Raw genomic sequence first — 26,460 nt, 5'->3', positions numbered from 1 at the left:
CATGAGTGAACAAAAAACCATACGATTTATTATCACACGTCAAGATACAGCCGACAGCACGCCTTACGATGAAGAATTTGAGATTCCATACCGCCCGAATCTGAACGTCATTTCCGCTCTGATGGAAATCCGCCGGAATCCGGTTAATGTCAAAGGTGAGAAGACAACCCCTGTCACATGGGATATGAACTGTCTTGAGGAAGTATGCGGCGCATGTTCAATGGTCATAAACGGAAAACCCCGCCAGTCTTGTACGGCGCTTATTGACCAGCTTGAACAGCCGATCCGTTTAAAACCAATGAAAACATTCCCAGTCGTTCGTGATTTGCAGGTTGATCGCAGCAGAATGTTTGATTCATTGAAAAAAGTTAAAGCGTGGATACCGATTGACGGTACGTACGATTTAGGACCGGGGCCGAGAATGCCGGAAAAACGCCGTCAATGGGCATATGAATTATCAAAATGCATGACATGCGGCGTCTGCCTCGAAGCTTGCCCGAATGTGAACAGCAAATCGAAGTTCATGGGGCCTGCACCGATGTCGCAAGTCCGCCTGTTTAACGCGCATCCGACAGGCGCCATGAATAAATCTGAACGATTAGAAGCATTAATGGATGAAGGCGGCCTTGCAGATTGCGGCAACTCGCAAAACTGTGTTCAATCCTGTCCGAAGGGGATTCCGCTTACCACTTCGATTGCAGCCTTGAATAGAGATACAAACTTACAAGCGTTCCGCAATTTCTTCGGAAGCGACAGAGTATAAGAAGAAAAAACCTCTTCCGCATGGGAGAGGTTTTTTTAAACAATAAGGAGATGAAAAAAGATGAAGCTTCCCGCTTATATTGATATGCCGTTTCAAGAATGGAAAACATCCTTTTCTTTTTTCAATGAGGTATCCGTAAGATTTTCCGAGACAGACATGTTTGGGCATATGAATAATGTAACCCCTTTTATATATTTTGAGGAGGCGCGGATTTCTTATTTTAAAAAGCTGAATATGATGAGTGAAAACAAACAGACCATGACAGTCGTGGCAAGCCAGCAATGCGATTATTTGCGCCAAGTCATGCCTTATGAAGAGTTGCGTATCTATGTGAAAACAAGCGCAGTCGGCAGTTCATCTCTTACCTTGCACTATCTCGGAGAGAACCTCGAAGGCGAGCCCTGCTTCACCGGGGCAGTTGTGATGGTTCAAGTTTCAAAGGAAAGCGGCAAGGCTGTCAGTTGGACGGATGAGGAGAAAGAAACGCTTCTTCATACACGATAAACTAATTATCTTGTAAACGTCACCTCCTGCGCCCTTCTTACATATGATATCTCGACTATATCAAAACCCATTCGTTTCTGATTCGCTCTCACCTTAGCAAGGAGGGTTACAATACTTGAAGGAGAAAGAATTTCAATCGAAGCCGCTGCTAACGAAAAGAGAAAGAGAAGTGTTCGAATTGCTCGTTCAAGATAAGACAACAAAGGAGATTGCAAGCGAGCTATTTATCAGTGAGAAAACCGTTCGAAACCATATTTCAAATGCCATGCAGAAATTGGGTGTGAAAGGGCGTTCGCAAGCCGTTGTTGAGCTTCTTAGAATGGGTGAGCTAGAGCTTTAATCCTTGCCGGTATTCCTTCTTTTAGGAAGGAGCCGGTTATTGCTGTTTGTTGGAACATTCGAAACCATATTTGGAATGCTGTGCAAAACGTAGGCAAGTCATAAAATAAATTTTATGACTTGATGTTGTTTGACTAAAGTCCTCTATTTCTCTCCTGCGAGTCTTGCATTTTCTTCAAAAAAGAAGGAAAATAGACACGGAACGCTTTTGTGCGTAAGAGATCCTTGAGTGAGGGATGGACAAATGACATCAAAACCTTTGGAGCATGTTGCGGATATTGAAAAGTCACTCCGCCACATTGCCGCGATCATTAAGCAAAAAGGACGAGAAATCCTTAACCAATATGCGATTACGCCGCCGCAATTTGTCGGCTTGCAATGGCTTTATGAATTAGGAGATATGACAATCGGTGAATTATCGGGCAAAATGTATCTGGCATGCAGCACGACAACGGACTTAATTGACCGCATGCAAAAAAATGAGCTTGTTGAGCGGGTCAAGGACCCGGCGGACAGACGTGTTGTCCGGATACATCTGCTGCCTGAAGGAGAACGTATTATCCAAGAGGTCATTACAAAAAGACAGGAATATCTGCGTGATATGTTCGAATCGTTTACAGATGAAGAAATAGCCATCTTCGAAAAATCTTTGATGAAACTGCAGCATGAAATGAAGAGAAAATGAGGCGATTTTGTTGGAACAACCAATAGGAGTCATTGATTCCGGGGTTGGCGGTTTAACCGTTGCGAAGGAAATCATGAGACAGCTACCTAAAGAAAATATTATCTACGTCGGGGATACGAAACGGTGTCCTTATGGGCCGCGCCCTGAAGAAGAGGTGCTTCAATATACGTGGGAGCTGACGAATTATTTACTCGAAAACCACCATATCAAAATGCTCGTGATCGCCTGTAATACAGCAACAGCGATCGCATTGGATGACATCCAGCGAAGCGTCGGTATACCGGTGGTCGGAGTGATTCAGCCTGGTGCGAGAGCAGCGATAAAAGTGACGGATAATCAGCATATCGGTGTCATCGGCACAGAGAATACGATTAAGAGCAATGCGTACGAAGAGGCGCTTTTGGCATTAAATCCTGATCTGAAGGTTGAAAACCTTGCCTGCCCGCTGCTTGTGCCTTTTGTGGAAAGCGGGAAGTTTCTTGACAAAACAGCAGACGAGATTGTCAAAACCTCGCTGTATCCGTTAAAAGATACATCGATTGATTCGCTGATTTTAGGCTGCACCCACTATCCCATTTTGAAAGAAGCCATTCAAAGATATATGGGAGAACACGTTAACATTATTTCGTCCGGCGATGAAACAGCCCGGGAAGTCAGCACGATTCTCTCGTATAAAGGGCTGCTGAACCAGTCTGCGAATGCCCCGGATCATCAGTTCTTGACAACAGGAGCGCGTGATCAGTTTGCGAAAATCGCAGACGATTGGTTTGGGCATGAGGTGGGCCATGTGGAATGCATCTCACTGCAAGAACCGATTAGAAGATAGTTTTCCCCGCAACGGTATGTTGCGGGTTTTTTTCTGTTTTGCCGGAATTCTTCGGTCTATTTCCTAAAGAGGCTCGTATACATAATAGTACAAACATCCTTAGGAGGGAAAAGTATGCTGAAAAAAGGACCTGCAGTCATTGGTGCCACTTGTCTCACCTCTGCCTTGCTTTTATCCGGATGCGGTTTGTTTCAATCTGATAAGGCAGCCGAGGAAATTGATCCGCCTCAAGACGTTACATTCGTGAACGATGAAGCGGGTGCCAATTCAAATACAACAGCAGCCAAAAAAACAGAAAGTGAAAAAAGCGATACCGCAAAAGCGGATCAAGCCTCATCTACTGTTATGAGGGAGCTTTATCTCATTGATAAAAACGGGTATGTTGTTGCGCAAACGCTGCCTCTCCCTAAAAGTGAGAGCACGGCTAAGCAGGCGCTTGAATACCTCGTACAGGGCGGGCCTGTGTCAGAAATTCTTCCGAATGGCTTCAGAGCTGTATTGCCGGCTGACACCACCGTTAACGTTGACATCAAAAAAGATGGAACCGCGATAGCTGATTTCTCTAATGAGTTCAAAAATTATAAGAAAGAAGACGAACAGAAAATCGTTCAATCTGTGACGTGGACGCTGACGCAATTTAGTTCGATAGATAAAGTGAAGCTAAGAATAAACGGGCATGAATTGAAGGAGATGCCTGTAGGAGGGACGCCGATCTCAGATGATTTAAGCCGCAAAGACGGCATTAATTTGGAAACAGCCGGTGTAAATGATCTCACTGCTACCCATCCGCTGACAGTCTACTATTTGGCGGAAAACGAGGACAGTGAATACTACGTGCCGGTGACGAAACGAATCGACAATTCGGAAAAGGACGACATTACAGCAGCCATCAATGAATTGGCTAAAGGGCCAAGCAAGGTGAGCGGGCTGTTAACAGACTTCAGTGAAGATGTAAAGCTGGTCAGCAAACCGAAAATCAAAGACGGGCGCGTGACGTTGGATTTCAATCAATCTATATTCGGCAGCGCCGATGAGAAGACGAAAATGATTTCTTCAGAAGTGCTGAACAGCATTGTGCTGACGTTAACGGAGCAGCCGGATGTAAAAAGCGTCTCTGTTAAAGTGAACGGAAAATCAGAGCTTGTAAATGAAAAAGGCGAAAAGCTCACAGAACCGGTCTCCAGACCTTCTCAAGTGAATACGGGTAGTTTTTAAATTGGGATTTTTGATATACTAGAAAGAAAGAGGTTAGCGTTCCGGCTGCCTCTTTCTTTATTCAATTCCGGGACAAAAATGGTTTATGTACATACAATCGGAGGTAAAACATGAGACATGACGGAAGACAACACGATGAGCTGCGTCCAATCACATTCGATTTGGATTTTATCAGCCATCCGGAAGGTTCTGTTCTAATAACAGCGGGAAATACAAAGGTAATCTGCAACGCGTCTGTTGAGGACCGCGTACCGCCGTTTTTGCGGGGCGGAGGGAAAGGCTGGATTACAGCAGAGTACAGCATGCTGCCGCGGGCAACAAACCAAAGAACAATCAGAGAATCTTCTAAGGGGAAAATTTCCGGCAGAACAATGGAGATCCAACGCTTGATCGGCCGCGCGCTTCGAGCTGTTGTAGATCTGGAAAAGCTCGGTGAACGGACGATTTGGATTGACTGTGATGTCATTCAAGCTGACGGAGGAACTAGAACAGCTTCCATTACAGGCGCATTTCTTGCTATGGCGATTGCGATTGGCAAGCTGATCAAAGCAGGAACAATCAAGACAAATCCGATCACTGATTTTCTTGCTGCAATCTCTGTTGGAATTGATAAGGAACAGGGAATTTTGTTAGATTTAAATTATGAAGAAGATTCCTCCGCTGAAGTTGACATGAATGTCATCATGACAGGCAGCGGCCGTTTTGTGGAACTGCAGGGAACCGGGGAAGAGGCGACTTTTTCAAGAGAGGATCTGCACGGTCTTCTCGGTCTTGCGGAAAAAGGAATTCAAGAGCTGATTGACAAGCAAAAAGAAGTGCTGGGTGATTCTCTGCCAGAACTGAAATAAATAAAGACAGAAAGGCTTGATCATCATGAAAGAAGCAATTATTGCAACACATAATCCGGGAAAAGTGAAGGAATTCAAAGAAATTCTTGAGCCAAGAGGCTATGATGTCAAATCTTTAGCTGAAATTGGATTCACAGAAGAAATTGAAGAAACAGGCCATACATTTGAAGAAAATGCCATTCTGAAAGCGGAAGCTGTTGCCAAAGCAGTGAACAAAATGGTGATTGCGGACGACTCCGGTCTATCCATCGATAATCTTGGCGGCAGACCCGGGGTTTATTCAGCCCGCTATGCAGGAGAACAGAAAGACGACCAGGCAAATATCGAAAAAGTGCTCAGCGAGCTGAAAGGTATCGAAAAAGAACAGCGCACCGCCCGTTTCCGCTGCGCACTGGCCGTGAGTATTCCCGGAGAGGAAACAAAAACAGTCGAAGGCCATGTTGAAGGGTATATTGCTGAAGAACCGAGAGGAGAATATGGCTTTGGCTATGACCCAATTTTTATCGTGAAAGATAAAGATAAGACAATGGCTGAACTGACAAGTGATGAAAAAAATAAAATCAGCCATAGGGCTGACGCGCTTAAAAAGCTGTCTAAGCTTTTGGAGACATAAGGAGGAAGCTTGTACATGAACGTGCTGATTATCAGTGACAGCCATGGGCTTGAAGAAGAACTCCAAACCATTGCGAAACGGCATGAGGCAGAAGTTGATCTCATGATTCATTGCGGGGACTCTGAGCTTGAAACGAGGCATCCTGCATTGGAGCCTTATGCGGTTGTAAAAGGCAATTGCGATTTTGCCGGCGATTTTAAGGACGAGCTTCTTCTGACTGCCGGCTCAAGAAAAATACTGGTCACACACGGCCACCTTCACGGTATAAAACAGACCTTGTTAAACGTATACTATCGTGCAGAGGAGCTCGGAGCGGATGTAATCTGCTTCGGGCATTCGCACATCGCGGGAAGCGAAGTGCTGCGCGGAAAACTGATGATTAACCCAGGCAGCATCCGGCTTCCGAGGGTGCGCAGGACAGAAAGCTATGCTATACTGACATTAGAAAATGATGCTGCGACAGTCCGTTTTTACGACCAAGCAGGCAATGAAATTGAGGATCTGCAAAACCGAGTCACACTATGAAAATGTCATGAGGAAGAAAATTTTCTTCCTCATGAAAAAAATTCTAAAAAACCGTTGACTTATTATTGCATCCCGTATATAATAAATCTTGTCGCTGATAGTTAAAGCGAAAAACAAAAAAACAAAACGTGTCCCAGTAGCTCAGCTGGATAGAGCAACGGCCTTCTAAGCCGTCGGTCGGGAGTTCGAATCTCTCCTGGGACGTACTAAAAGAAAAACCTCAAATCCATTTAGGATTTGAGGTTTTTTGTTGTCAGCTTATGATTTTCATTTGTTATTTAACGGATCATCATCCAAGCCGTCAACTTTTCCGCCTTTATTCAGACGAGGTTCTTCTTTTTTCACAGTTTCAGAAATATGTTCATTTTCTTCAACAGTGCGTTTACCGACAACCACTTCATCAGTGACAACTGGTTTTTTAGTCACTTCCAGCTTTTCCTCAACGATTGGCACTCTGATTTCTTCCGAATCGTTGACGGGAGAAGCATCCGTTTTATTTTCATCCACTGGACGGCGTTCGACATAAATTTCATCATGTCTCACCGGGATGTCCATATCTCTTTTTTCTGTTTTCACTTCTTTTCCTATTTCTACTTCGCCGGTTTGAACGTCTTCCTTATCGACTTTCAGCTGTTCTTCTCGGAGCGGCATCGTTTTTTCTTCTTTCGTTGTATAATCCAATTCATTTGTGCTTGAAAAGCCGCCTGAAAGGGCATTGCCGTTATCAATAGGAGCAATTACATCTGCATCTGTATCGACGGCTACCAGAAGTTTTCCGTCATCCAAATCTTCTTGATACTTGTCTATTTCATCCGTTTTAATATCCAAGTCGGATAATGCTTTGCTGTGTGTAGCAGTATCATCCATTGTGAAATAATCTTTCAGTTTATCGAAAAAAGATTCAGATTCGTCCTGATGTGCATCGATAGCTTGATTGACTTCTGTTCCTGTACGTGACTCCAAATAATCTGTATCTCGCCGGCTTGTCACAACAGAAATGTCATCAGAATCATAGCCTTTTGTGAGTAAGCCTTCAATCGCTGCGATGGTTTCCTGCGGAGTTTCATATACACCAACTATGCTTTTCATATCAATCTCCTCCTTTATGAATTTGCATGATATCGTTCATGTCGTTTGTAATTCCCGCTGTTCTTTGAATTAAACAAAATTGAAAACATTGGCGTGTATCATAAAGGTGAAAAATGTGTGAATATAAAAAAAGATAGATAAGACAGACCTTCCCCTGCACTTATCTATCCTTATAAAATCGTCTCATAATTCCTTCGTCATAAACACACTGTTTGGATCTTCAACATAGTCTGCAAACGGTTCACAATACTGAAAATCGAAGCTTTCATACAACTTTCTTGCCGGCTCAAATGAAGCCATTGAACCCGTTTCTAAGCTTAACCGCTCATAGCCTCGTTTTCCAGCTTCTTCAATGATATGCTGGAGAATTTGTTTGGCAACGCCTTTTCTTAAATGTGATGCAGATGTTCGCATTGATTTGATTTCTCCGTGCCGGCTGTCCAGTTCTTTTAGCGCTCCGCAACCGGCTAGTTCATCACCCTCCCATGCACTCCAAAATGTTATTCCAGGCCCTCTTAGTTTCTCTAAACCTAAGGCATGGATGCTTTCCGGCGGGGACATAAGCGTCATGCTATGTAAATGCTCATTCACCAGTGAAACCACCTGATGTCCAGTTAAATCATCTATTTTTATATACATTTTATTCCTCCTCAAACATTCATCTTAATCATATTCCATCCTGTTTCCAACTATAAAGACAGAAAATCTGACAGTATTGAAGCACTTTTGGAATGTATGAGTTGCAGAAGATGCTTGAAAGAAAAAAAGGCCGAAATCGTTGTTCGGCCCTTGTAGTTTTCTTTAATATCTAAAGCCTCCATGCACACCGGCTGTTCCGCTGAACCCGCCGACGTGTGTCGCCGGAATACTGAACCCGCCGCTATGGCCGCTGAAGCCAGTGCCTGAAAATTGCTGCCCGAAAAAATCTGAAGTGTATGGATAAGAGGAGTACATAGCAGAGGGAGTGGTTAACGGGCTATATGCCTGGCTGAACGGCTGTCCGTATCCGTAGCCTCCAAATGGCTGATGGCTTTGCTGGTAAAAGGAAGGGACAGCAGGATAGTGATGCTGCGGAAAGCTCGGGAAGCTTGGAAAGCCTGCAGGGAATCCTTGCATGTCTGCTAATGATTTATTCATCGTATCACCTTTTCTTTGCAAGATACCATTAATGTATGCCGGGGAATAATAGGGGTGCCTATCCGAAATTGAAATGGATTGCAAGATGATCTGTCAGACTCAATCCATATACGAACCATAGCGTGTTATAAAACCTTACATGTTTATATAAAATTAAATAATTCTGGTGTATTATTGATAGATTAATAAAAAAATTATAAAAACTTTTAACATTTGCAATTCCTTTTGTACCAATAATGAAAGCGTATACAATATAGATTGATTAATCAAAATTGTCTAATAATTTTAAAAAATGCTGTTGACACTGCGTCCAAAGCGGCGTAATATGAGTTCAACAAAAGATAAACGCAAGCTTCACAAGCGAAAATCATCGCAGTATGATTCTAAAAAAATGAAAAACAAACGACCTTCTTGAACAGCTGGAAAGCCGTTCCGAAGGCTGAATATGAAAAGCGCAGATGAGGATAAGTAGCCTTGAAAAAGCTTTCCACAGAGAACCGGGGTAGCTGAGAACCGGCGAAGCTTTACAAGGTGAACTCGCCTCAGAGTGCCAGTCTGAAATGACAGTAGGACTTGGCCGGGTGAACTTGATTCACTCGTTACTAAAGCGGATAGAAATATCCATGAGACGGCCGATTAACAGGCCGTAAACAAGGGTGGTACCGCGGAAAGAAAAGCCTTTTCGCCCCTTTTAGCTATCGCAGTTACTGCGCGGCTGATTGTGGGCGGAAGGGCTTTTTTTATTGAATAATCAGCTATCTAGCTAATGAAAAGATGATCTTTAAAGGATGAAAATCCAAAAGGAGGAACTAAAATGGGGACTAATGTACAGGTGGATTCAGCATCTGCCAAATGTACACAGACGATGAGCGGAGCATTAATGCTGATTGAATCATTAAAAAAAGAGAAAGTAGAAATGATCTTCGGTTATCCGGGCGGGGCTGTGCTTCCGATTTACGATAAGCTATACAATTCAGGGTTGGTACATATCCTTCCCCGTCACGAACAAGGAGCAATTCATGCAGCGGAGGGATACGCAAGAGTCTCCGGAAAACCGGGTGTCGTCATTGCCACGTCAGGACCGGGAGCGACAAACCTTGTTACAGGCCTTGCTGATGCCATGATTGATTCATTGCCATTAGTCGTCTTTACAGGGCAGGTAGCAACCTCTGTAATCGGGAGCGATGCATTTCAGGAAGCGGACATTTTAGGGATTACGATGCCAGTAACAAAACACAGCTACCAGGTTCGCCAGCCGGAAGATCTGCCGCGCATCATTAAAGAAGCGTTCCATATTGCAACAACTGGAAGACCCGGACCTGTATTGATTGATATTCCGAAAGATGTAGCAACAATTGAAGGAGAATTCAGCTACGATCATGAGATGAATCTCCCGGGATACCAGCCGACAACAGAGCCGAATTATTTGCAGATCCGCAAGCTTGTGGAAGCCGTGAGCAGTGCGAAAAAACCGGTGATCCTGGCGGGTGCGGGCGTACTGCACGGAAAAGCGTCAGAAGAATTAAAAAATTATGCTGAACAGCAGCAAATCCCTGTGGCACACACCCTTTTGGGACTCGGAGGCTTCCCGGCTGACCATCCGCTTTTCCTAGGGATGGCGGGAATGCATGGTACTTATACAGCCAATATGGCCCTTCATGAATGTGATCTATTAATCAGTATCGGCGCCCGTTTTGATGACCGTGTCACAGGAAACCTGAAACACTTTGCCAGAAACGCAAAGATTGCCCACATCGATATTGATCCAGCTGAAATCGGAAAAATCATGAAAACACAGATTCCTGTAGTCGGAGACAGCAAAATTGTCCTGCAGGAGCTGATCAAACAAGACGGCAAACAAAGCGATTCAAGCGAATGGAAAAAACAGCTCGCAGAATGGAAAGAAGAGTATCCGCTCTGGTATGTAGATAATGAAGAAGAAGGTTTTAAACCTCAGAAATTGATTGAATATATTCATCAATTTACAAAAGGAGAGGCCATTGTCGCAACGGATGTAGGCCAGCATCAAATGTGGTCAGCGCAATTTTATCCGTTCCTAAAAGCAGATAAATGGGTCACGTCAGGCGGACTTGGAACGATGGGATTCGGTCTTCCGGCGGCGATCGGCGCACAGCTGGCCGAAAAAGATGCTACTGTTGTCGCGGTTGTCGGAGACGGCGGATTCCAAATGACGCTTCAAGAACTCGATGTTATTCGCGAATTAAATCTTCCGGTTAAGGTAGTGATTTTAAATAACGCTTGTCTCGGAATGGTCAGACAGTGGCAAGAAATTTTCTATGAAGAACGTTATTCAGAATCTAAATTCGCTTCTCAGCCTGACTTCGTCAAATTGTCCGAAGCGTACGGCATTAAAGGCATCAGAATTTCATCAGAAGCGGAAGCAAAGGAAAAGCTGGAAGAGGCATTAACATCAAGAGAACCTGTTGTCATTGATGTGCGGGTTGCCAGCGAAGAAAAAGTATTCCCGATGGTGGCTCCGGGGAAAGGGCTGCATGAAATGGTGGGGGTGAAACCTTGAAAAGAATTATCACATTGACTGTGGTGAACCGCTCCGGAGTGTTAAACCGGATCACCGGTCTATTCACAAAAAGGCATTACAACATTGAAAGCATTACAGTTGGACACACAGAAACAGCCGGCGTTTCCAGAATCACCTTCGTCGTTCACGTTGAAGGAGAAAATGATGTTGAACAGTTAACGAAACAGCTCAACAAACAGATTGATGTGCTGAAAGTCACAGACATCACAAATCAATCGATTGTCCAGAGGGAGCTGGCCTTAATCAAGGTTGTCTCCGCACCTTCAACGAGAACAGAGATTAATGGAATCATAGAACCGTTTAGAGCCTCTGTCGTTGATGTCAGCAGAGACAGCATCGTTGTTCAGGTGACAGGTGAATCTAACAAAATTGAAGCGCTTATTGATTTATTAAAACCTTATGGCATTAAAGAAATCGCGAGAACAGGTACAACGGCTTTTGCGAGGGGAACCCAGCAAAAGGCGTCATCCAATAAAACAATATCTATTGTATAAAACATAACAAGGGAGAGATTGAAATGGTAAAAGTATATTATAACGGTGATATCAAAGAGAACGTATTGGCTGGAAAAACAGTAGCGGTTATCGGGTACGGTTCGCAAGGTCACGCACATGCCCTGAACCTTAAAGAAAGCGGAGTAGACGTGATCGTCGGTGTTAGACAAGGAAAATCTTTCACTCAAGCCCAAGAAGACGGACATAAAGTATTTTCAGTAAAAGAAGCGGCAGCCCAAGCCGAAATCATCATGGTTCTGCTTCCGGATGAGCAGCAGCAAAAAGTATACGAAGCTGAAATCAAAGATGAATTGACAGCAGGAAAATCATTAGTATTCGCTCATGGATTTAACGTGCATTTCCATCAAATTGTTCCTCCGGCGGATGTAGATGTATTCTTAGTGGCGCCTAAAGGCCCGGGACACTTGGTCAGAAGAACATATGAGCAAGGAGCTGGCGTACCTGCATTGTTCGCAATCTATCAAGATGTGACTGGAGAAGCAAGAGACAAAGCCCTCGCTTATGCTAAAGGAATCGGCGGCGCAAGAGCGGGCGTATTAGAAACGACATTTAAAGAAGAAACAGAAACAGATTTGTTCGGTGAGCAAGCAGTTCTTTGCGGCGGATTAAGCGCGCTTGTCAAAGCCGGATTTGAAACATTAACTGAAGCAGGCTATCAGCCTGAACTTGCATACTTTGAGTGTCTGCACGAGCTGAAATTAATCGTAGACCTTATGTACGAAGAAGGATTGGCAGGAATGAGATATTCAATCTCTGACACAGCACAGTGGGGAGATTTCGTATCAGGGCCTCGCGTTGTTGATGCTAAAGTAAAAGAATCTATGAAAGAAGTATTAAAAGATATCCAAAACGGTACATTCGCAAAAGAGTGGATCGTCGAAAACCAAGTAAACCGTCCTCGTTTCAACGCTATCAATGCAAGCGAGAACGAACATCAAATCGAAGTAGTAGGAAGAAAGCTTCGTGAAATGATGCCGTTTGTGAAACAAGGCAAGAAGAAGGAAGCGGTGGTCTCCGTTGCGCAAAATTAATTTTTTCGATACGACGCTTCGTGATGGTGAACAGTCCCCTGGAGTGAACTTGAATACACAGGAGAAACTTGCCATAGCTAAGCAGCTCGAAAGACTCGGGGCAGATATCATTGAAGCGGGATTTCCCGCTTCGTCCCGAGGTGACTTTTTAGCTGTTCAGGAAATCGCAAGAACCATTAAAAATTGTTCAGTAACTGGTCTGGCCCGTTGTGTAAAAGGTGATATTGATGCTGCTTGGGAAGCGTTAAAAGAAGGTTCTCACCCGAGAATACATGTTTTTATCGCCACATCGGACATTCATTTGAAGCACAAGCTGAAAATGACACGTGAGCAAGTCATTGAAAGAGCGGTTGAAATGGTGAAATACGCAAAAGAACGTTTTCCGATTGTGCAATGGTCAGCTGAAGATGCCTGCCGCACTGAACTGCCGTTTCTAGCAGAAATCGTCGAAAAAGTGATTGACGCAGGCGCCAGTGTTATCAATCTTCCGGACACTGTCGGCTACCTGGCCCCGGCGGAATACGGAAATATCTTTAAATATATGAAGGAAAACGTTCCGAACATTCACAAAGCAAAGCTTTCAGCCCACTGTCATGATGATTTGGGAATGGCAGTCGCAAACTCTCTTGCTGCGATTGAAAATGGCGCTGATCAAATCGAATGCGCTGTGAATGGGATCGGTGAAAGAGCCGGAAACGCGGCATTAGAGGAAATTGCCGTAGCCCTCCATACCAGAAAAGATTTCTACCAAGTCGAAACAGGTATTACACTAAACGAGATTAAGAGAACAAGTGATTTAGTAAGCAAACTGACAGGCATGGCTGTCCCGCGCAACAAAGCGGTTGTTGGAGATAATGCATTTGCTCATGAATCAGGCATCCATCAGGACGGCTTTTTAAAAGAAAAATCGACTTATGAAATTATTTCACCGGAGCTTGTCGGCGTAACCGCAGATGCGCTTGTCCTAGGTAAACATTCCGGACGCCACGCATTTAAAGACCGGCTGACTGCTTTAGGATTCCAATTTGACAGTGAAGAGATTAATAAATTCTTTACGATGTTCAAAGAGTTGACTGAGAAGAAAAAAGAAATCACTGATGAGGATCTTGTTTCTCTTATTTTAGAAGAAAAAGTAACAGATCGCAAGATTGGGTATGAATTTCTTTCTCTGCAAGTACATTACGGAACAAGTCAGGTCCCTACGGCTACTCTTTCTTTGAAAAATCAAGAAAACGCAGAGCTTATTCAGGAAGCTGCAACTGGAGCTGGAAGCGTGGAAGCAATCTACAATACGCTTGAGCGCTGCATCGATAAGGATGTGGAGCTCTTAGACTACCGCATTCAGTCTAACAGAAAAGGCGAAGATGCATTTGCCCAGGTGTATGTAAGAGTTTTGGTGAACGGAAAAGAATCAGCAGGGCGGGGCATAGCGCAAGACGTATTAGAAGCATCAGCGAAAGCCTATTTGAACGCAGTAAACCGTCAATTGGTTTTCCAGTCGAATATGAGCGGATTGAAAAACCACACAGCTGTCGGATCATAAAAGAAAGGAGAACGGTTAACTTGAAGAAACGTATTGCTCTATTGCCCGGAGACGGGATCGGCCCTGAAGTATTAGAATCAGCGACAGACGTACTGAAAAGTGTTGCCGAACGATTTAACCATGAATTTGAATTTGAATATGGCCTGATTGGAGGGGCGGCTATTGATGAACATCATAACCCCCTCCCGGAGCAAACCGTTGCTGCTTGTAAAAATGCAGACGCGATATTGCTTGGCGCTGTCGGCGGACCGAAATGGGATCAAAATCCTTCGGAACTGAGACCGGAAAAAGGGCTGCTCAGCATCAGAAAACAGCTTGATTTGTTTGCGAATTTGCGGCCTGTGAAGGTATTTGAAAGCCTTTCTGACGCTTCGCCTTTGAAAAAAGAATATATAGATAATGTTGATTTCGTTATCGTTCGTGAGCTCACAGGCGGCTTGTATTTCGGCCAGCCGAGCAAACGCTATGTAAACACTAAAGGTGAGCAGGAAGCAGTAGATACACTGTTTTATAAGCGAACGGAAATTGAACGAGTGATCAGAGAGGGCTTCAAAATGGCGGCAGCCAGAAAAGGCAAAGTGACCTCTGTAGATAAAGCGAATGTTCTTGAATCAAGCCGGCTGTGGCGTGAAGTGGCTGAGGACGTTGCACAAGAGTTTCCTGATGTGAAGCTTGAGCACATGCTTGTGGATAACGCGGCCATGCAGCTAATTTATGCACCGAATCAATTTGATGTCGTGGTGACTGAAAATATGTTCGGTGATATTTTAAGCGATGAAGCGTCCATGCTTACAGGCTCGCTCGGAATGCTCCCGTCAGCCAGCCTATCAAGCTCTGGTCTTCATCTGTTTGAACCTGTTCATGGCTCCGCGCCTGATATTGCCGGTAAAGGGATGGCAAATCCGTTCGCAGCCATATTGTCAGCGGCAATGCTTTTGAGAACATCTTTCGGGCTTGAAGAGGAAGCGAAAGCTGTAGAAGATGCGGTAAACAAAGTCTTGGCTTCCGGAAAAAGAACAAGAGACTTGGCACGGGGTGAAGAGTTCAGCAGCACTCAGGCCATTACAGAGGAAGTTAAGGCAGCAATCATGAGTGAAAATACAATTTCTAATGTGTGACAGCTTACGTTAAGCGGTCTTAGCTCTAGGTAGAGGGAGGAAATAAAAGATGATGCCTCGAACAATCATCGAAAAGATTTGGGATCAGCATATTGTAAAACATGGTGAGGGAAAGCCGGATCTTCTCTATATTGATTTGCACCTCATTCATGAGGTGACGTCTCCTCAGGCATTTGAAGGCTTGAGACAAAAGGGAAGAAAGGTCAGAAGACCCCAAAATACATTTGCGACAATGGACCACAACATCCCGACTGTCAATCGTTTTGAGATAAAGGATGAAGTTGCGAAACGCCAGGTAACGGCGCTTGAAAGAAACTGTGAGGAATTTGGCGTGCGCCTTGCCGATCTTCACAGTGTGGATCAAGGGATTGTTCATGTCGTCGGCCCTGAACTGGGCTTAACGCTTCCAGGGAAAACGATTGTGTGCGGTGACAGTCATACATCAACACATGGCGCTTTCGGCGCTCTTGCATTTGGAATCGGGACGAGTGAAGTTGAACATGTCCTTTCCACACAGACACTTTGGCAGCAGCGTCCAAAAACACTTGAAGTGCGCGTAGATGGAACGCTTCAAAAAGGGGTAACGGCAAAGGATGTCATCCTTGCTGTCATCGGCAAATACGGTGTGAAATTCGGCACAGGCTACGTCATTGAATACACTGGGGAAGTATTCAGAAATATGACGATGGATGAACGAATGACTGTTTGTAACATGTCAATTGAAGCAGGAGCAAGAGCAGGTTTGATTGCACCTGACGAGGTGACGTTTGAATATTGCAAAAATCGCAAGTACACGCCAAAAGGCGAAGAATTTGACAAGGCCGTAGAGGAATGGAAGGCGCTGCGCACAGACCCGGGCGCTGTTTACGATAAATCTATCGTCCTTGACGGCAACAAAATTTCCCCTATGGTGACATGGGGCATTAACCCGGGAATGGTTCTTCCTGTCGATTCTGAAGTTCCTGCGCCGGAAAGCTTTTCTGCAGAAGATGACAAAAAAGAAGCGATTCGCGCTTATGAATATATGGGACTCACTCCTCATCAGAAAATTGAAGACATTAAAGTGGAGCACGTATTTATCGGTTCCTGCACGAATTCCCGCATGACTGACCTTCGCCAGGCTGCTGATATGATCAAGGGGAAGAAGGTAGCTGACAGCGTAAGGGCCATCGTCGTGCCCGGATCCCAAAGCGTGAAGCTTCAGGCTGAAAAAGAAGGGCTTGACCAGATTTTCTTGGAGGCTGGATTTGAATGGAGAGAGTCAGGCTGCAGCATGTGTTTGAGTATGAATAATGATGTTGTTCCTGAGGGAGAGCGCTGTGCATCAACCTCTAACCGCAACTTCGAGGGCAGACAAGGAAAAGGTGCAAGAACACATCTCGTCAGCCCGGCAATGGCTGCGATGGCTGCCATTCACGGACACTTCGTTGATGTCAGAAAGTTTTATCAGGAAAAAACAGTTGTGTAAGGAGTGCGCGAGATGGAACCTTTGAAATCACATACGGGGAAAGCGGCCGTATTAAATCGGATCAATGTGGATACAGACCAGATTATTCCTAAGCAATTTTTGAAGAGGATTGAAAGAACAGGCTACGGGCGTTTTGCATTCTTTGACTGGAGATATGATGCGAATGGTGAACCGAACCCTGAATTTGAATTAAACCAGCCTGTTTATCAAGGAGCTTCCATTTTAATAGCGGGAGAAAACTTCGGCTGCGGGTCATCGCGTGAACACGCTCCGTGGGCACTTGATGATTATGGGTTTAAAATTATCATTGCACCGTCATTTGCTGATATTTTCCATCAGAACTGCTTTAAAAATGGCATGCTTCCGATCCGCATGCCATATGACAATTGGAAACAGCTTGTCGGCCAGTATGAAAACAAGTCATTGCAAATGACTGTTGACCTTGAAAATCAGCTGATTCATGACAGTGAAGGCAATCAAATTTCATTTGAAGTTGATCCGCATTGGAAAGAGATGCTGATCAACGGATATGATGAAATTTCATTAACGCTGCTGCTGGAGGATGAAATCAAGCAATTTGAATCACAAAGAAGCTCTTGGCTTCAAGCCTGAAAAAGCGGCCGGTATTTGTCCGGCGGCTTTTTTTGCCTAATGAAACCTTTCAATTCTTGTGTTTGTTCACAGGTGTTGATACACTTGAACAAAATAAATGCCTGAAAGGAATATAGGTATGACGCATGACAAGAAGAACGCAAAAATTATTCCTTTTCCTCATCTGAAAGACCGCCTTGTGGAAAAAGGGATGTCATCACTAAAGGAAAAAAAGTATCAAGAAGCGCTTGAACTGTTTTCAGAAGCGATGAAATATGATGATACTGAATCCGATCTTCACTTAGGGATGGCCATCTGCTTTTTAGAACTGGGCGAGCTGGAAGAGGCAAAAAGCGTGTGCGAGAAGATGCTCAAAGAAGGTTATGGCCATTATTTTACGGTTTTGCAGGTGTACATGACCATCTTAATTCAGCTCAAAAAATATGAAGAAGTCAAAAGCACCATTGAAGCCGTTTTGGAAGAAAATCAGCTGCCGGCAGAAAGCGCCGAGCAATTTTATAAGCTGCTGGATTTCAGCCGGAAAATGACCGATCCGGATCGTGAGGACGAGGCTTGGGCCGAAGAATATGAGGATACAATTGACACCGAGAAAGTGCTGGCAAGCCCTGAGGAGCAAATGAATCTCATTCATTCCTTAAAAGACCGTAACGTAGCAAAGTATACAGGATTGCTCAAAACAATTCTCCAAGACCCCTCAGCCCATCCGATTATCAAAACGATGATTGTCATGCTGTTGGCTGAGCATGAGTACAGTAAACCTGTGCACATTAGTAAATTTGGCGAGTCTTTGACAATTGAACCGTCTGATATTGTTCCGCCTGATGCCGCCCCGATTCTGCACCGTGTTCTCAGGGTGCTGGATGAGACACTTGGAAATGAAAATCCAACCTTATATGCGGCAGTAGAAGAATTGTGGAGAAGACATTTGTACGTTTTATATCCGTTCCAGCCGAAATTGCTGTCGGCTGACCTTTGGGCGGCTGCTCTTCATAAAGTCGGTTACGAGATGCACGGGATTGAAATTGAAAGCGAAGAACTTCATATGATGTATGAATTTACAGACAGAGAACTCGATGAAGCTTGCACAATGTTAAAAGATATTGAAGAAATTTCTTATTTGTAAATCGCGCCATATAGTTGAAAGCGCTATGTGTTATGTTATAATATAGTGGTTGTATTTGTGTATAACGGGTTATAAGAAATACGGTTGGACAGGCTTTGCAGTTCATTATTAACATCTATACATAATGATTCTGATCTTTGGCAGCTTTGTTTTTGTTGGACGAAGCCGAATGATTGCTTTAGAATGGAAGACCGACACAACCTGAATAGATTTTTGGAGGGAAACACATGTCTGTAAAATGGGAAAAACAAGAAGGCAACGAAGGCGTTTTAACGGTTGAAGTTGATGCTGAAACGTTTAAAACAGCACTTGATGATGCATTTAAAAAAGTAGTAAAACAAGTTTCAATTCCTGGATTCCGTAAAGGTAAAATTCCTCGCGGATTATTCGAACAGCGCTTTGGCGTAGAAGCTCTTTACCAAGATGCTTTGGATATTCTTCTTCCTGTAGAATACCCTAAAGCGGTTGAAGAAGCTGGAATCGAGCCTGTAGACCGTCCTGAAATCGATGTTGAAAAAATCGAAAAAGGCGAAAGCTTAATCTTCACTGCGAAAGTAACAGTAAAACCTGAAGTGAAGCTTGGCGAATACAAAGGCCTGGGCATTGAAAAAGACGACACAACTGTAACTGACGAAGATGTTCAAAACGAACTAAAAGCCCTTCAAGAGCGTCAAGCTGAGCTTGTTGTAAAAGAAGAAGGCGCCGTTGAAGAAGGAAACACAGTTGTTCTTGATTTCGAAGGATTCGTTGACGGCGAAGCTTTCGAAGGCGGAAAAGCTGAAAACTACTCTCTTGAAGTAGGATCTGGCTCATTCATCCCTGGCTTCGAAGATCAGTTAGTTGGTCTTGAAGCAGGCGCTGAAAAGGATGTTGAAGTGACATTCCCAGAAGAATACCACGCTGAAGAGCTTGCAGGCAAACCAGCTGTGTTTAAAGTGAAAATTCACGAAATCAAAGCGAAAGAGCTTCCTGAGCTTAACGATGAATTCGCAAAAGATATCGATGAAGAAGTGGAAACACTTGCTGAATTAACTGAAAAAACAAAGAAACGTCTGGAAGAAGCAAAAGAAAACGAAGCTGACGCTAAATTACGTGAAGAGCTTGTTCTGAAAGCTTCTGAAAATGCTGAAATCGACGTTCCGCAAGCAATGGTCGACACTGAGCTTGACCGCATGCTGAAAGAATTCGAACAGCGTCTGCAAATGCAAGGCATGAACCTTGAGCTTTACACTCAATTCTCAGGTCAAGATGAAGCTGCGCTTAAAGAGCAAATGAAAGAAGATGCTGAAAAACGCGTAAAATCTAACCTGACTCTTGAGGCGATTGCGAAAGCGGAAAACCTTGAAGTATCAGATGAGGAAGTTGATGCTGAGCTTACTAAAATGGCTGAAGCATACAACATGCCTGTTGAAAATATTAAACAAGCCATCGGTTCTACTGACGCGATGAAAGAAGATTTAAAAGTTCGCAAAGCAATTGATTTTCTTGTAGAAAACCGTTAATATGGTGCATAATAATAGTACTAATAAAACAGGGCGCGAATCATTCGTGCCTTGTTTTGTACAATTATGAGTTATCTCTTTTTCTTGGGGCAATATAGTTAATGCAGGGCTGTTTTTTGTCATACATATAGAATGTGCAAGTCAGAAACACATTGTTACCGTCTTTTTGGAAAGTATGGTAAAATGCAATACATACTCGTTCGTTTCTAGAATCATTTTCTTTTGCTCTGCCGGTAAAAGAAAAAGTGAGACAAGATTAAGGGGTGAAAGAATGTTTAAATTTAACGAGGAAAAAGGACAATTAAAATGCTCGTTCTGTGGAAAAACACAAGATCAGGTTCGTAAGCTTGTAGCTGGACCTGGTGTATATATATGTGACGAATGTATCGAACTCTGCACTGAAATTGTAGAGGAAGAACTCGGAACAGAAGAAGAAGTAGAATTTAAAGACGTACCAAAGCCTCAGGAAATCCGTGAAATTTTGAATGAATATGTCATCGGCCAAGATCAAGCGAAGAAATCACTTGCTGTGGCTGTGTATAACCACTATAAGCGCATTAACTCTAACAGCAAAGTTGATGATGTTGAGCTTTCAAAAAGTAATATTTCATTAATCGGCCCTACGGGAAGCGGTAAAACCCTTCTGGCGCAAACATTGGCTCGCATTTTAAATGTGCCGTTTGCGATTGCAGACGCTACATCTTTGACTGAAGCTGGATACGTGGGTGAAGATGTAGAGAATATTCTCTTGAAGCTCATCCAAGCTGCTGATTATGATGTGGAAAAAGCCGAAAAAGGCATTATCTATATTGATGAAATCGATAAAGTGGCTAGAAAATCTGAAAACCCGTCTATCACACGTGATGTGTCAGGTGAGGGTGTACAGCAGGCATTGCTTAAAATTCTTGAGGGTACAGTGGCAAGCGTACCGCCTCAAGGTGGACGTAAGCATCCTCATCAAGAATTCATTCAAATTGACACAACAAATATTTTGTTCATTTGCGGCGGAGCTTTCGATGGTATCGAACAAATCATCAAACGCCGTTTAGGCCAAAAAGTGATTGGATTCGGTGCCGACAATAAAGCTGCTGATCTTGAGAAAGAAGACCTTCTTTCAAAAGTGCTTCCTGAAGATTTGCTCCGTTTCGGGTTAATTCCTGAATTTATCGGACGTCTTCCGGTTATTGCAAGCCTTGAAAAGCTTGACGAAGAAGCATTGGTTGCGATCTTAACAAAACCGAAAAACGCTCTTGTTAAGCAATTCAAGAAAATGCTTGAGCTTGACAACGTTGAGCTTGAGTTTGAAGAAGAAGCGCTTTCTGAAATTGCTAAAAAAGCAATTGAACGCAAGACTGGAGCACGCGGACTCCGTTCCATCATTGAAGGCATCATGCTTGATGTGATGTTTGAGCTGCCTTCTCGTGATGACATTGAAAAATGTGTAATCACCGGGGCAACTGTGACACACGGAGAGCCTCCTCGCCTCTTATTAAAAGACGGCACTGAGGTAAGCCAAGATAAAACATCTGCATAAAGATAAGTACAAACCTCCTGAGTGGTAACACTCAGGAGGTTTTTTTGCATGCAACTCTTCTGGAAAAACGTTTATTCCCGTCTTCTATGGGAGATACTAGCAATCAGAGGAATGAATTGGATACATAAATTGTTTTTCAGGAGGGACCACCATGAGTTGGACAGGGATCGCGTTATTTATTCAGCTGTTTTTTGGGATCATCATCGGTTTGTATTTTTGGAATTTGCTTAAAAATCAAAGGACACAAAAGGTCACGATAGATAAAGAATCAAAGAAGGAAATGGAGCAGCTTCGGAAAATGCGCGCTATCAGCTTGTCCGAGCCATTATCTGAGAAGGTCCGCCCCAAAAGCTTTAAAGATATCGTCGGACAGGAAGACGGCATTAAAGCATTAAAGGCTGCTTTATGCGGGCCAAATCCTCAGCATGTGATTGTCTATGGGCCACCGGGAGTTGGGAAAACGGCTGCTGCGCGGCTTGTGTTGGAAGAAGCAAAAAAACATAAACAATCACCGTTTAAAGAGCAGGCTGTCTTTGTGGAACTCGATGCGACAACAGCCCGTTTTGATGAAAGAGGAATTGCCGATCCGCTCATCGGCTCTGTCCATGACCCGATATACCAAGGGGCCGGAGCGATGGGACAGGCTGGGATTCCGCAGCCGAAGCAGGGAGCTGTCACCCATGCCCATGGCGGTGTGCTGTTTATTGATGAAATAGGGGAGCTGCATCCTATTCAAATGAATAAAATGCTGAAGGTGCTTGAGGACAGAAAAGTCTTTTTAGACAGTGCGTATTACAGTGAGGAAAATACACAAATTCCGAATCATATTCATGATATTTTTCAAAATGGGCTGCCGGCTGATTTTCGCTTGATTGGCGCGACCACGAGAATGCCAAACGAAATTCCGCCAGCTATCAGGTCCCGCTGTTTGGAGGTTTTTTTCCGCGAGCTTGAAAAGGACGAGCTGAAAACGGTTGCTAAAACAGCAGCTGATAAAATTGAAAAAAATATCTCCGAAGAGGGCCTGGATCTTTTGACCAGCTACACACGGAACGGGCGGGAAGCCGTCAATATGATTCAAATCGCAGCGGGGATGGCTGTAACGGAGAATCGGAAGGACATTACGATTGAGGATATTGAATGGGTCATTCACTCCAGTCAGCTTACTCCAAAGCACGAGCAAAAAATCGGTGTTGAACCACAGGTTGGCATTGTAAATGGGCTTGCAGTCTACGGGCCTAACAGCGGATCGCTTCTGGAAATCGAAGTGAGTGTAACCTCGGCTCAAGATAAAGGATCAATTAACATCACAGGAATAGCTGAAGAAGAAAGCATCGGCAGCCAATCAAAATCAATCAGACGAAAAAGCATGGCGAAGGGTTCGGTTGAAAATGTATTAACCGTGCTCCGGACAATGGGAATGAAGCCTTCTGATTATGATATTCACATCAATTTCCCAGGAGGGATTCCAATTGATGGGCCGTCAGCAGGCATTGCGATGGCGGCGGGGATTTTCTCGGCGATACACAAAATTCCTATTGACAATACCGTTGCGATGACGGGCGAAATCAGCCTGAACGGTCTTGTGAAACCCATCGGAGGCGTCATTCCGAAAATAAAAGCGGCCAAGCAGTCCGGTGCGAAAAAGGTGATTATCCCATATGAAAATCAGCAGGCGATCTTAAAGCAGATTGACGGGATCAAGATTATTGCAGTGAAGACGTTCCAGGAAGTGCTTGATGAAATTTTAGTGAATCCGCCAACGGAACAAAAACCGTTTCATATTGAAATCAATAAAGAATCCGTTTAAACCCTATTTTGATAATAGGGTTTTTTTCATGAAGGACATCTTTTCCTTTTTCATATCAGAAAGAAAGGGTATACTACGAGGAGACTGTTTTATAGAAAATGGAACCATGCCGTTTATTGTACAAGGATGAAAAAGTTGTATTATAATGGTTCATACTAAAGTCACGGAGGTGTCAGTCACATGGCAGAAGAATTAAAACGCAGCATCCCGCTCCTCCCTTTAAGAGGTTTATTAGTGTACCCGACGATGGTTTTGCATTTAGATGTAGGACGTGACAAGTCGGTTCAGGCTCTTGAACAGGCAATGATGCATGATCATATGATATTTTTAGCCACTCAGCAGGATATTTCGATAGACGAACCTGGTGAAGACGAGATTTTCACTGTCGGCACCTATACAAAAATTAAGCAAATGCTGAAGCTTCCGAACGGTACGATTCGTGTGTTGGTGGAGGGCCTCAAGCGCGCCCATATCGTCAAATACAATGAACACGAGGATTACACGTCGGTAGACATTCAACTTATTCATGAAGATGATTCAAAAGATACAGAAGACGAAGCATTGATGCGGACTTTGCTAGACCACTTTGATCAGTACATAAAAATTTCTAAAAAAATCTCGGCCGAAACGTACGCCGCGGTTACTGATATCGAAGAGCCGGGGAGAATGGCAGACATCGTTGCTTCTCATCTGCCCCTTAAACTAAAGGATAAGCAGGATATTTTAGAAACGGCTGATGTCAAAGACAGGCTGAACAAGGTCATTGATTTTATTAATAATGAAAAAGAAGTGCTGGAGATTGAGAAAAAAATCGGCCAGCGCGTCAAACGTTCGATGGAGCGTACGCAGAAGGAATACTACTTGCGTGAACAAATGAAGGCGATCCAAAAAGAGCTTGGCGATAAAGAAGGCAAAACTGGCGAAGTTCAGACGCTGACGGAAAAAATCGAAGAAGCAGGCATGCCTGAGCATGTGAAGGAAACAGCGCTTAAAGAATTAAACAGATATGAAAAAATTCCGTCAAGTTCTGCGGAAAGCTCCGTGATCCGCAACTATATCGACTGGCTGGTTGCTCTTCCGTGGACGGATGAAACAGATGATAAGCTTGATTTGAAAGAAGCAGGACGTCTCTTGAACGAAGAGCACCACGGGCTTGAAAAAGTAAAAGAACGTATTTTAGAATATCTGGCTGTCCAGAAGCTGACCAAATCCCTGAAAGGCCCGATTCTCTGTTTGGCAGGACCTCCAGGTGTCGGAAAAACGTCTTTAGCCAAATCAATTGCAAAAAGCTTGGGACGCAAATTCGTCAGAATCTCACTCGGAGGAGTACGGGACGAATCAGAGATACGCGGACACAGACGGACCTATGTCGGAGCAATGCCTGGACGTATTATTCAAGGGATGAAAAAAGCGGGCAAGCTGAATCCGGTCTTCTTATTAGACGAAATTGACAAAATGTCATCTGATTTTAGAGGAGACCCATCATCCGCTATGCTTGAAGTGCTTGATCCAGAGCAAAACAGCAGCTTCAGTGATCACTATATTGAAGAAACCTTTGATTTATCCAAAGTGCTGTTTATCGCAACGGCGAACAATTTGGCCACAATCCCGGGCCCGCTCAGAGACAGAATGGAAATTATTAATATCGCAGGCTACACAGAAATAGAAAAACTTGAAATCGTAAAGGATCACTTGCTCCCAAAGCAAATCAAAGAACACGGGCTGAAGAAAAGCAACCTGCAGCTGCGTGATCAGGCGATTCTTGATATTATCCGCTACTATACGAGAGAAGCTGGTGTGAGAAGCCTTGAACGCCAGCTTGCCGCGATTTGCCGTAAAGCTGCAAAAGCCATTGTTGCTGAAGAGCGAAAACGGATTACGGTTACTGAGAAGAACCTTCAAGACTTTATCGGAAAACGTATTTTCAGATATGGACAAGCTGAAACAGAGGATCAGGTTGGTGTAGTGACAGGGCTTGCTTATACAACCGTTGGCGGAGATACGCTGTCGATTGAAGTATCGCTTTCTCCGGGGAAAGGGAAATTAATCCTGACAGGAAAGCTCGGAGATGTTATGAGAGAGTCAGCTCAGGCTGCATTCAGCTATGTGCGATCCAAAACAGAAGAACTTGGCATTGAACCTGACTTTCATGAGAAGTATGATATTCATATACATGTACCAGAGGGTGCGGTGCCAAAAGATGGTCCGTCAGCCGGTATTACGATGGCAACAGCGCTTGTTTCTGCTTTAACGGGACGGGCGGTTTCGCGTGAAGTCGGCATGACTGGGGAAATCACGCTTCGCGGGCGCGTGCTGCCGATCGGCGGCTTGAAGGAAAAAGCGCTTGGCGCACATAGAGCGGGATTAACGACCATTATTGCGCCTAAAGATAATGAAAAAGATATAGAGGATATTCCGGAAAGCGTCAGGGAGGGGCTGACATTTATATTGGCGTCCCACTTAGACGAGGTTTTGGAACATGCCTTAGTAGGAGAGAAGAAATGAAAGTCACAAAGTCAGAAATCGTGATCAGTGCAGTAAAACCGGAACAGTACCCTGAAGGGGGGCTTCCGGAAATCGCATTGGCCGGAAGATCGAACGTAGGAAAATCGTCTTTTATCAATTCATTAATCAATCGCAAAAATCTTGCGAGAACGTCATCAAAGCCAGGAAAAACACAAACGCTTAATTTCTATATTATCAATGATGAGCTGCATTTTGTGGATGTGCCGGGCTACGGTTTTGCCAAAGTGTCAAAGTCTGAGCGTGAAGCATGGGGCAGAATGATTGAAACCTACATCACGACACGCGAGGAATTAAAAGCTGTGGTGCAGATCGTTGATTTGCGGCATGCGCCATCTAATGATGATGTACAGATGTATGAATTCTTAAAGTATTACGGCATTCCTGTTATTGTTATCGCTACAAAGGCGGATAAAATCCCGAAAGGCAAATGGGACAAACACGCGAAGGTTGTCCGACAAACATTAAATATTGATCCGGAAGACGAGCTGATTCTCTTTTCCTCAGAAACGAAAAAGGGAAAAGACGAAGCTTGGGGAGCGATCAAAAAAATGATAAACCGGTAGAGAATCCTCTA

25 protein-coding genes, 1 tRNA gene and 1 other annotated feature are annotated in these 26,460 nt (G+C 44.0%); of the genes, 23 read left to right on the top strand and 3 right to left on the bottom strand.

Going from position 1 to position 26,460, the window contains the following annotated elements:
• Window position 1 precedes the first annotated feature (1 nt).
• The 10 genes from sdhB to MHH79_RS14440 all read left to right on the top strand — a co-directional run bounded on the left by sdhB (window position 2) and on the right by MHH79_RS14440 (window position 6,522).
• Complete coding sequence (gene sdhB, locus MHH79_RS14485) at window positions 2-763, top strand: succinate dehydrogenase iron-sulfur subunit (RefSeq protein WP_003229569.1); 762 nt, start codon at window positions 2-4, stop codon at window positions 761-763.
• Between the two features lie 60 nt (window positions 764-823).
• On the top strand, window positions 824-1,267 hold the full coding sequence (locus MHH79_RS14480; RefSeq protein WP_015251520.1) for a thioesterase family protein: 444 nt from the start codon (window positions 824-826) through the stop codon (window positions 1,265-1,267).
• A 115-nt stretch (window positions 1,268-1,382) separates the two neighbouring features.
• The gene (gene gerE / locus MHH79_RS14475; protein ID WP_003184172.1) at window positions 1,383-1,607 is read left to right on the top strand and encodes a spore germination transcription factor GerE; all 225 of its coding nucleotides are present in this window, start codon (window positions 1,383-1,385) and stop codon (window positions 1,605-1,607) included.
• Between the two features lie 243 nt (window positions 1,608-1,850).
• Window positions 1,851-2,291, top strand: coding sequence for a MarR family transcriptional regulator (locus tag MHH79_RS14470; RefSeq protein ID WP_003229573.1), 441 nt, complete (start codon window positions 1,851-1,853; stop codon window positions 2,289-2,291).
• A gap of 7 nt (window positions 2,292-2,298) precedes the next feature.
• Entirely contained in the window at window positions 2,299-3,117 is an 819-nt protein-coding gene (gene racE, locus MHH79_RS14465) for a glutamate racemase (RefSeq protein WP_015251521.1), read from the top strand.
• A 114-nt stretch (window positions 3,118-3,231) separates the two neighbouring features.
• Window positions 3,232-4,332 carry a spore germination protein GerM gene (gene gerM, locus MHH79_RS14460; RefSeq protein WP_003229578.1) on the top strand — a complete coding sequence of 367 codons (1,101 nt, stop codon included), beginning with the start codon at window positions 3,232-3,234 and terminating at the stop codon, window positions 4,330-4,332.
• 110 nt (window positions 4,333-4,442) lie between these two features.
• The gene (gene rph / locus MHH79_RS14455; protein WP_063335552.1) at window positions 4,443-5,180 is read left to right on the top strand and encodes a ribonuclease PH; all 738 of its coding nucleotides are present in this window, start codon (window positions 4,443-4,445) and stop codon (window positions 5,178-5,180) included.
• A 16-nt stretch (window positions 5,181-5,196) separates the two neighbouring features.
• Window positions 5,197-5,793 carry an XTP/dITP diphosphatase gene (locus MHH79_RS14450; protein WP_216999853.1) on the top strand — a complete coding sequence of 199 codons (597 nt, stop codon included), beginning with the start codon at window positions 5,197-5,199 and terminating at the stop codon, window positions 5,791-5,793.
• A 15-nt stretch (window positions 5,794-5,808) separates the two neighbouring features.
• Window positions 5,809-6,318 carry a metallophosphoesterase gene (locus tag MHH79_RS14445; RefSeq protein WP_003229585.1) on the top strand — a complete coding sequence of 170 codons (510 nt, stop codon included), beginning with the start codon at window positions 5,809-5,811 and terminating at the stop codon, window positions 6,316-6,318.
• Window positions 6,319-6,448: 130 nt separating this feature from the next.
• Window positions 6,449-6,522: transfer RNA gene (locus MHH79_RS14440), tRNA-Arg, on the top strand.
• A 63-nt stretch (window positions 6,523-6,585) separates the two neighbouring features.
• On the opposite strand, the gene MHH79_RS14435 is transcribed toward MHH79_RS14440, so the two are convergent.
• The 3 genes from MHH79_RS14435 to cotQ form a co-directional block, all read right to left on the bottom strand.
• Window positions 6,586-7,407 carry a YsnF/AvaK domain-containing protein gene (locus MHH79_RS14435; RefSeq protein ID WP_309530181.1) on the bottom strand — a complete coding sequence of 274 codons (822 nt, stop codon included), beginning with the start codon at window positions 7,405-7,407 and terminating at the stop codon, window positions 6,586-6,588.
• A 183-nt stretch (window positions 7,408-7,590) separates the two neighbouring features.
• The gene (locus MHH79_RS14430; RefSeq protein WP_063335549.1) at window positions 7,591-8,046 is read right to left on the bottom strand and encodes a GNAT family N-acetyltransferase; all 456 of its coding nucleotides are present in this window, start codon (window positions 8,044-8,046) and stop codon (window positions 7,591-7,593) included.
• Between the two features lie 162 nt (window positions 8,047-8,208).
• A complete protein-coding gene (cotQ, locus tag MHH79_RS14425; RefSeq protein ID WP_021480258.1) occupies window positions 8,209-8,544 on the bottom strand; it encodes an inner spore coat protein CotQ in 336 nt (111 codons plus the stop codon).
• Window positions 8,545-8,990: 446 nt separating this feature from the next.
• Window positions 8,991-9,237, top strand: a binding site (T-box leader).
• Window positions 9,238-9,358: 121 nt separating this feature from the next.
• On the opposite strand from cotQ, the gene ilvB reads away from it, so the two are divergent.
• The 13 genes from ilvB to yihA all read left to right on the top strand — a co-directional run bounded on the left by ilvB (window position 9,359) and on the right by yihA (window position 26,449).
• On the top strand, window positions 9,359-11,083 hold the full coding sequence (ilvB, locus tag MHH79_RS14420) for an acetolactate synthase large subunit (RefSeq protein ID WP_047182983.1): 1,725 nt from the start codon (window positions 9,359-9,361) through the stop codon (window positions 11,081-11,083).
• Window positions 11,080-11,598, top strand: coding sequence for an acetolactate synthase small subunit (ilvN, locus tag MHH79_RS14415; protein ID WP_047182982.1), 519 nt, complete (start codon window positions 11,080-11,082; stop codon window positions 11,596-11,598). Before ilvB ends, ilvN begins: the two co-directional genes overlap by 4 nt.
• Window positions 11,599-11,621: 23 nt before the next feature.
• Complete coding sequence (gene ilvC / locus MHH79_RS14410; protein WP_003222549.1) at window positions 11,622-12,650, top strand: ketol-acid reductoisomerase; 1,029 nt, start codon at window positions 11,622-11,624, stop codon at window positions 12,648-12,650.
• Window positions 12,637-14,193 carry a 2-isopropylmalate synthase gene (locus tag MHH79_RS14405; protein ID WP_100506482.1) on the top strand — a complete coding sequence of 519 codons (1,557 nt, stop codon included), beginning with the start codon at window positions 12,637-12,639 and terminating at the stop codon, window positions 14,191-14,193. Before ilvC ends, MHH79_RS14405 begins: the two co-directional genes overlap by 14 nt.
• A 20-nt stretch (window positions 14,194-14,213) precedes the next feature.
• Window positions 14,214-15,311: a 3-isopropylmalate dehydrogenase gene (leuB, locus tag MHH79_RS14400; protein WP_100506483.1), complete on the top strand. Its 1,098-nt coding sequence runs from the start codon at window positions 14,214-14,216 to the stop codon at window positions 15,309-15,311.
• Between the two features lie 49 nt (window positions 15,312-15,360).
• A complete protein-coding gene (gene leuC / locus MHH79_RS14395; protein ID WP_003229604.1) occupies window positions 15,361-16,779 on the top strand; it encodes a 3-isopropylmalate dehydratase large subunit in 1,419 nt (472 codons plus the stop codon).
• Window positions 16,780-16,791: 12 nt separating this feature from the next.
• Entirely contained in the window at window positions 16,792-17,391 is a 600-nt protein-coding gene (gene leuD / locus MHH79_RS14390) for a 3-isopropylmalate dehydratase small subunit (protein ID WP_063335546.1), read from the top strand.
• A gap of 118 nt (window positions 17,392-17,509) precedes the next feature.
• The gene (ddcA, locus tag MHH79_RS14385) at window positions 17,510-18,514 is read left to right on the top strand and encodes a DNA damage checkpoint antagonist DdcA (RefSeq protein ID WP_047182978.1); all 1,005 of its coding nucleotides are present in this window, start codon (window positions 17,510-17,512) and stop codon (window positions 18,512-18,514) included.
• A gap of 227 nt (window positions 18,515-18,741) precedes the next feature.
• Window positions 18,742-20,016 carry a trigger factor gene (tig, locus tag MHH79_RS14380; RefSeq protein WP_015384284.1) on the top strand — a complete coding sequence of 425 codons (1,275 nt, stop codon included), beginning with the start codon at window positions 18,742-18,744 and terminating at the stop codon, window positions 20,014-20,016.
• 271 nt (window positions 20,017-20,287) lie between these two features.
• Window positions 20,288-21,550, top strand: coding sequence for an ATP-dependent protease ATP-binding subunit ClpX (clpX, locus tag MHH79_RS14375; protein WP_003229613.1), 1,263 nt, complete (start codon window positions 20,288-20,290; stop codon window positions 21,548-21,550).
• 151 nt (window positions 21,551-21,701) lie between these two features.
• Complete coding sequence (gene lonB / locus MHH79_RS14370; protein WP_015483529.1) at window positions 21,702-23,360, top strand: ATP-dependent protease LonB; 1,659 nt, start codon at window positions 21,702-21,704, stop codon at window positions 23,358-23,360.
• Between the two features lie 180 nt (window positions 23,361-23,540).
• On the top strand, window positions 23,541-25,865 hold the full coding sequence (gene lon, locus MHH79_RS14365) for an endopeptidase La (protein WP_340034676.1): 2,325 nt from the start codon (window positions 23,541-23,543) through the stop codon (window positions 25,863-25,865).
• The gene (gene yihA / locus MHH79_RS14360) at window positions 25,862-26,449 is read left to right on the top strand and encodes a ribosome biogenesis GTP-binding protein YihA/YsxC (protein WP_003229621.1); all 588 of its coding nucleotides are present in this window, start codon (window positions 25,862-25,864) and stop codon (window positions 26,447-26,449) included. The genes lon and yihA overlap by 4 nt, the downstream gene beginning before the upstream one ends.
• The last annotated feature ends 11 nt before the right edge of the window (window positions 26,450-26,460 follow it).

The sequence above is a fragment of the Bacillus sp. FSL K6-0993 genome, assembly GCF_037977205.1.
Classification (GTDB): Bacteria; Bacillota; Bacilli; order Bacillales; family Bacillaceae; genus Bacillus; species Bacillus subtilis.
This window is presented reverse-complemented; position numbering and strand designations above follow the sequence as displayed.

Excerpts from the sequence above, each read along its gene's own strand:
- sdhB (WP_003229569.1), top strand. The coding sequence starts at position 2 with ATGAGTGAACAAAAAACCATACGATTTATTATCACACGTCAAGATACA.
- MHH79_RS14480 (WP_015251520.1), top strand. The coding sequence starts at position 824 with ATGAAGCTTCCCGCTTATATTGATATGCCGTTTCAAGAATGGAAAACA.
- MHH79_RS14470 (WP_003229573.1), top strand. The coding sequence starts at position 1,851 with ATGACATCAAAACCTTTGGAGCATGTTGCGGATATTGAAAAGTCACTC.
- gerM (WP_003229578.1), top strand. The coding sequence starts at position 3,232 with ATGCTGAAAAAAGGACCTGCAGTCATTGGTGCCACTTGTCTCACCTCT.
- rph (WP_063335552.1), top strand. The coding sequence starts at position 4,443 with ATGAGACATGACGGAAGACAACACGATGAGCTGCGTCCAATCACATTC.
- MHH79_RS14445 (WP_003229585.1), top strand. The coding sequence starts at position 5,809 with ATGAACGTGCTGATTATCAGTGACAGCCATGGGCTTGAAGAAGAACTC.
- MHH79_RS14435 (WP_309530181.1), bottom strand. The coding sequence starts at position 7,407 with ATGAAAAGCATAGTTGGTGTATATGAAACTCCGCAGGAAACCATCGCA.
- MHH79_RS14430 (WP_063335549.1), bottom strand. The coding sequence starts at position 8,046 with ATGTATATAAAAATAGATGATTTAACTGGACATCAGGTGGTTTCACTG.
- cotQ (WP_021480258.1), bottom strand. The coding sequence starts at position 8,544 with ATGAATAAATCATTAGCAGACATGCAAGGATTCCCTGCAGGCTTTCCA.
- ilvB (WP_047182983.1), top strand. The coding sequence starts at position 9,359 with ATGGGGACTAATGTACAGGTGGATTCAGCATCTGCCAAATGTACACAG.
- ilvC (WP_003222549.1), top strand. The coding sequence starts at position 11,622 with ATGGTAAAAGTATATTATAACGGTGATATCAAAGAGAACGTATTGGCT.
- leuC (WP_003229604.1), top strand. The coding sequence starts at position 15,361 with ATGATGCCTCGAACAATCATCGAAAAGATTTGGGATCAGCATATTGTA.
- leuD (WP_063335546.1), top strand. The coding sequence starts at position 16,792 with ATGGAACCTTTGAAATCACATACGGGGAAAGCGGCCGTATTAAATCGG.
- ddcA (WP_047182978.1), top strand. The coding sequence starts at position 17,510 with ATGACGCATGACAAGAAGAACGCAAAAATTATTCCTTTTCCTCATCTG.
- tig (WP_015384284.1), top strand. The coding sequence starts at position 18,742 with ATGTCTGTAAAATGGGAAAAACAAGAAGGCAACGAAGGCGTTTTAACG.
- clpX (WP_003229613.1), top strand. The coding sequence starts at position 20,288 with ATGTTTAAATTTAACGAGGAAAAAGGACAATTAAAATGCTCGTTCTGT.
- lonB (WP_015483529.1), top strand. The coding sequence starts at position 21,702 with ATGAGTTGGACAGGGATCGCGTTATTTATTCAGCTGTTTTTTGGGATC.
- lon (WP_340034676.1), top strand. The coding sequence starts at position 23,541 with ATGGCAGAAGAATTAAAACGCAGCATCCCGCTCCTCCCTTTAAGAGGT.
- yihA (WP_003229621.1), top strand. The coding sequence starts at position 25,862 with ATGAAAGTCACAAAGTCAGAAATCGTGATCAGTGCAGTAAAACCGGAA.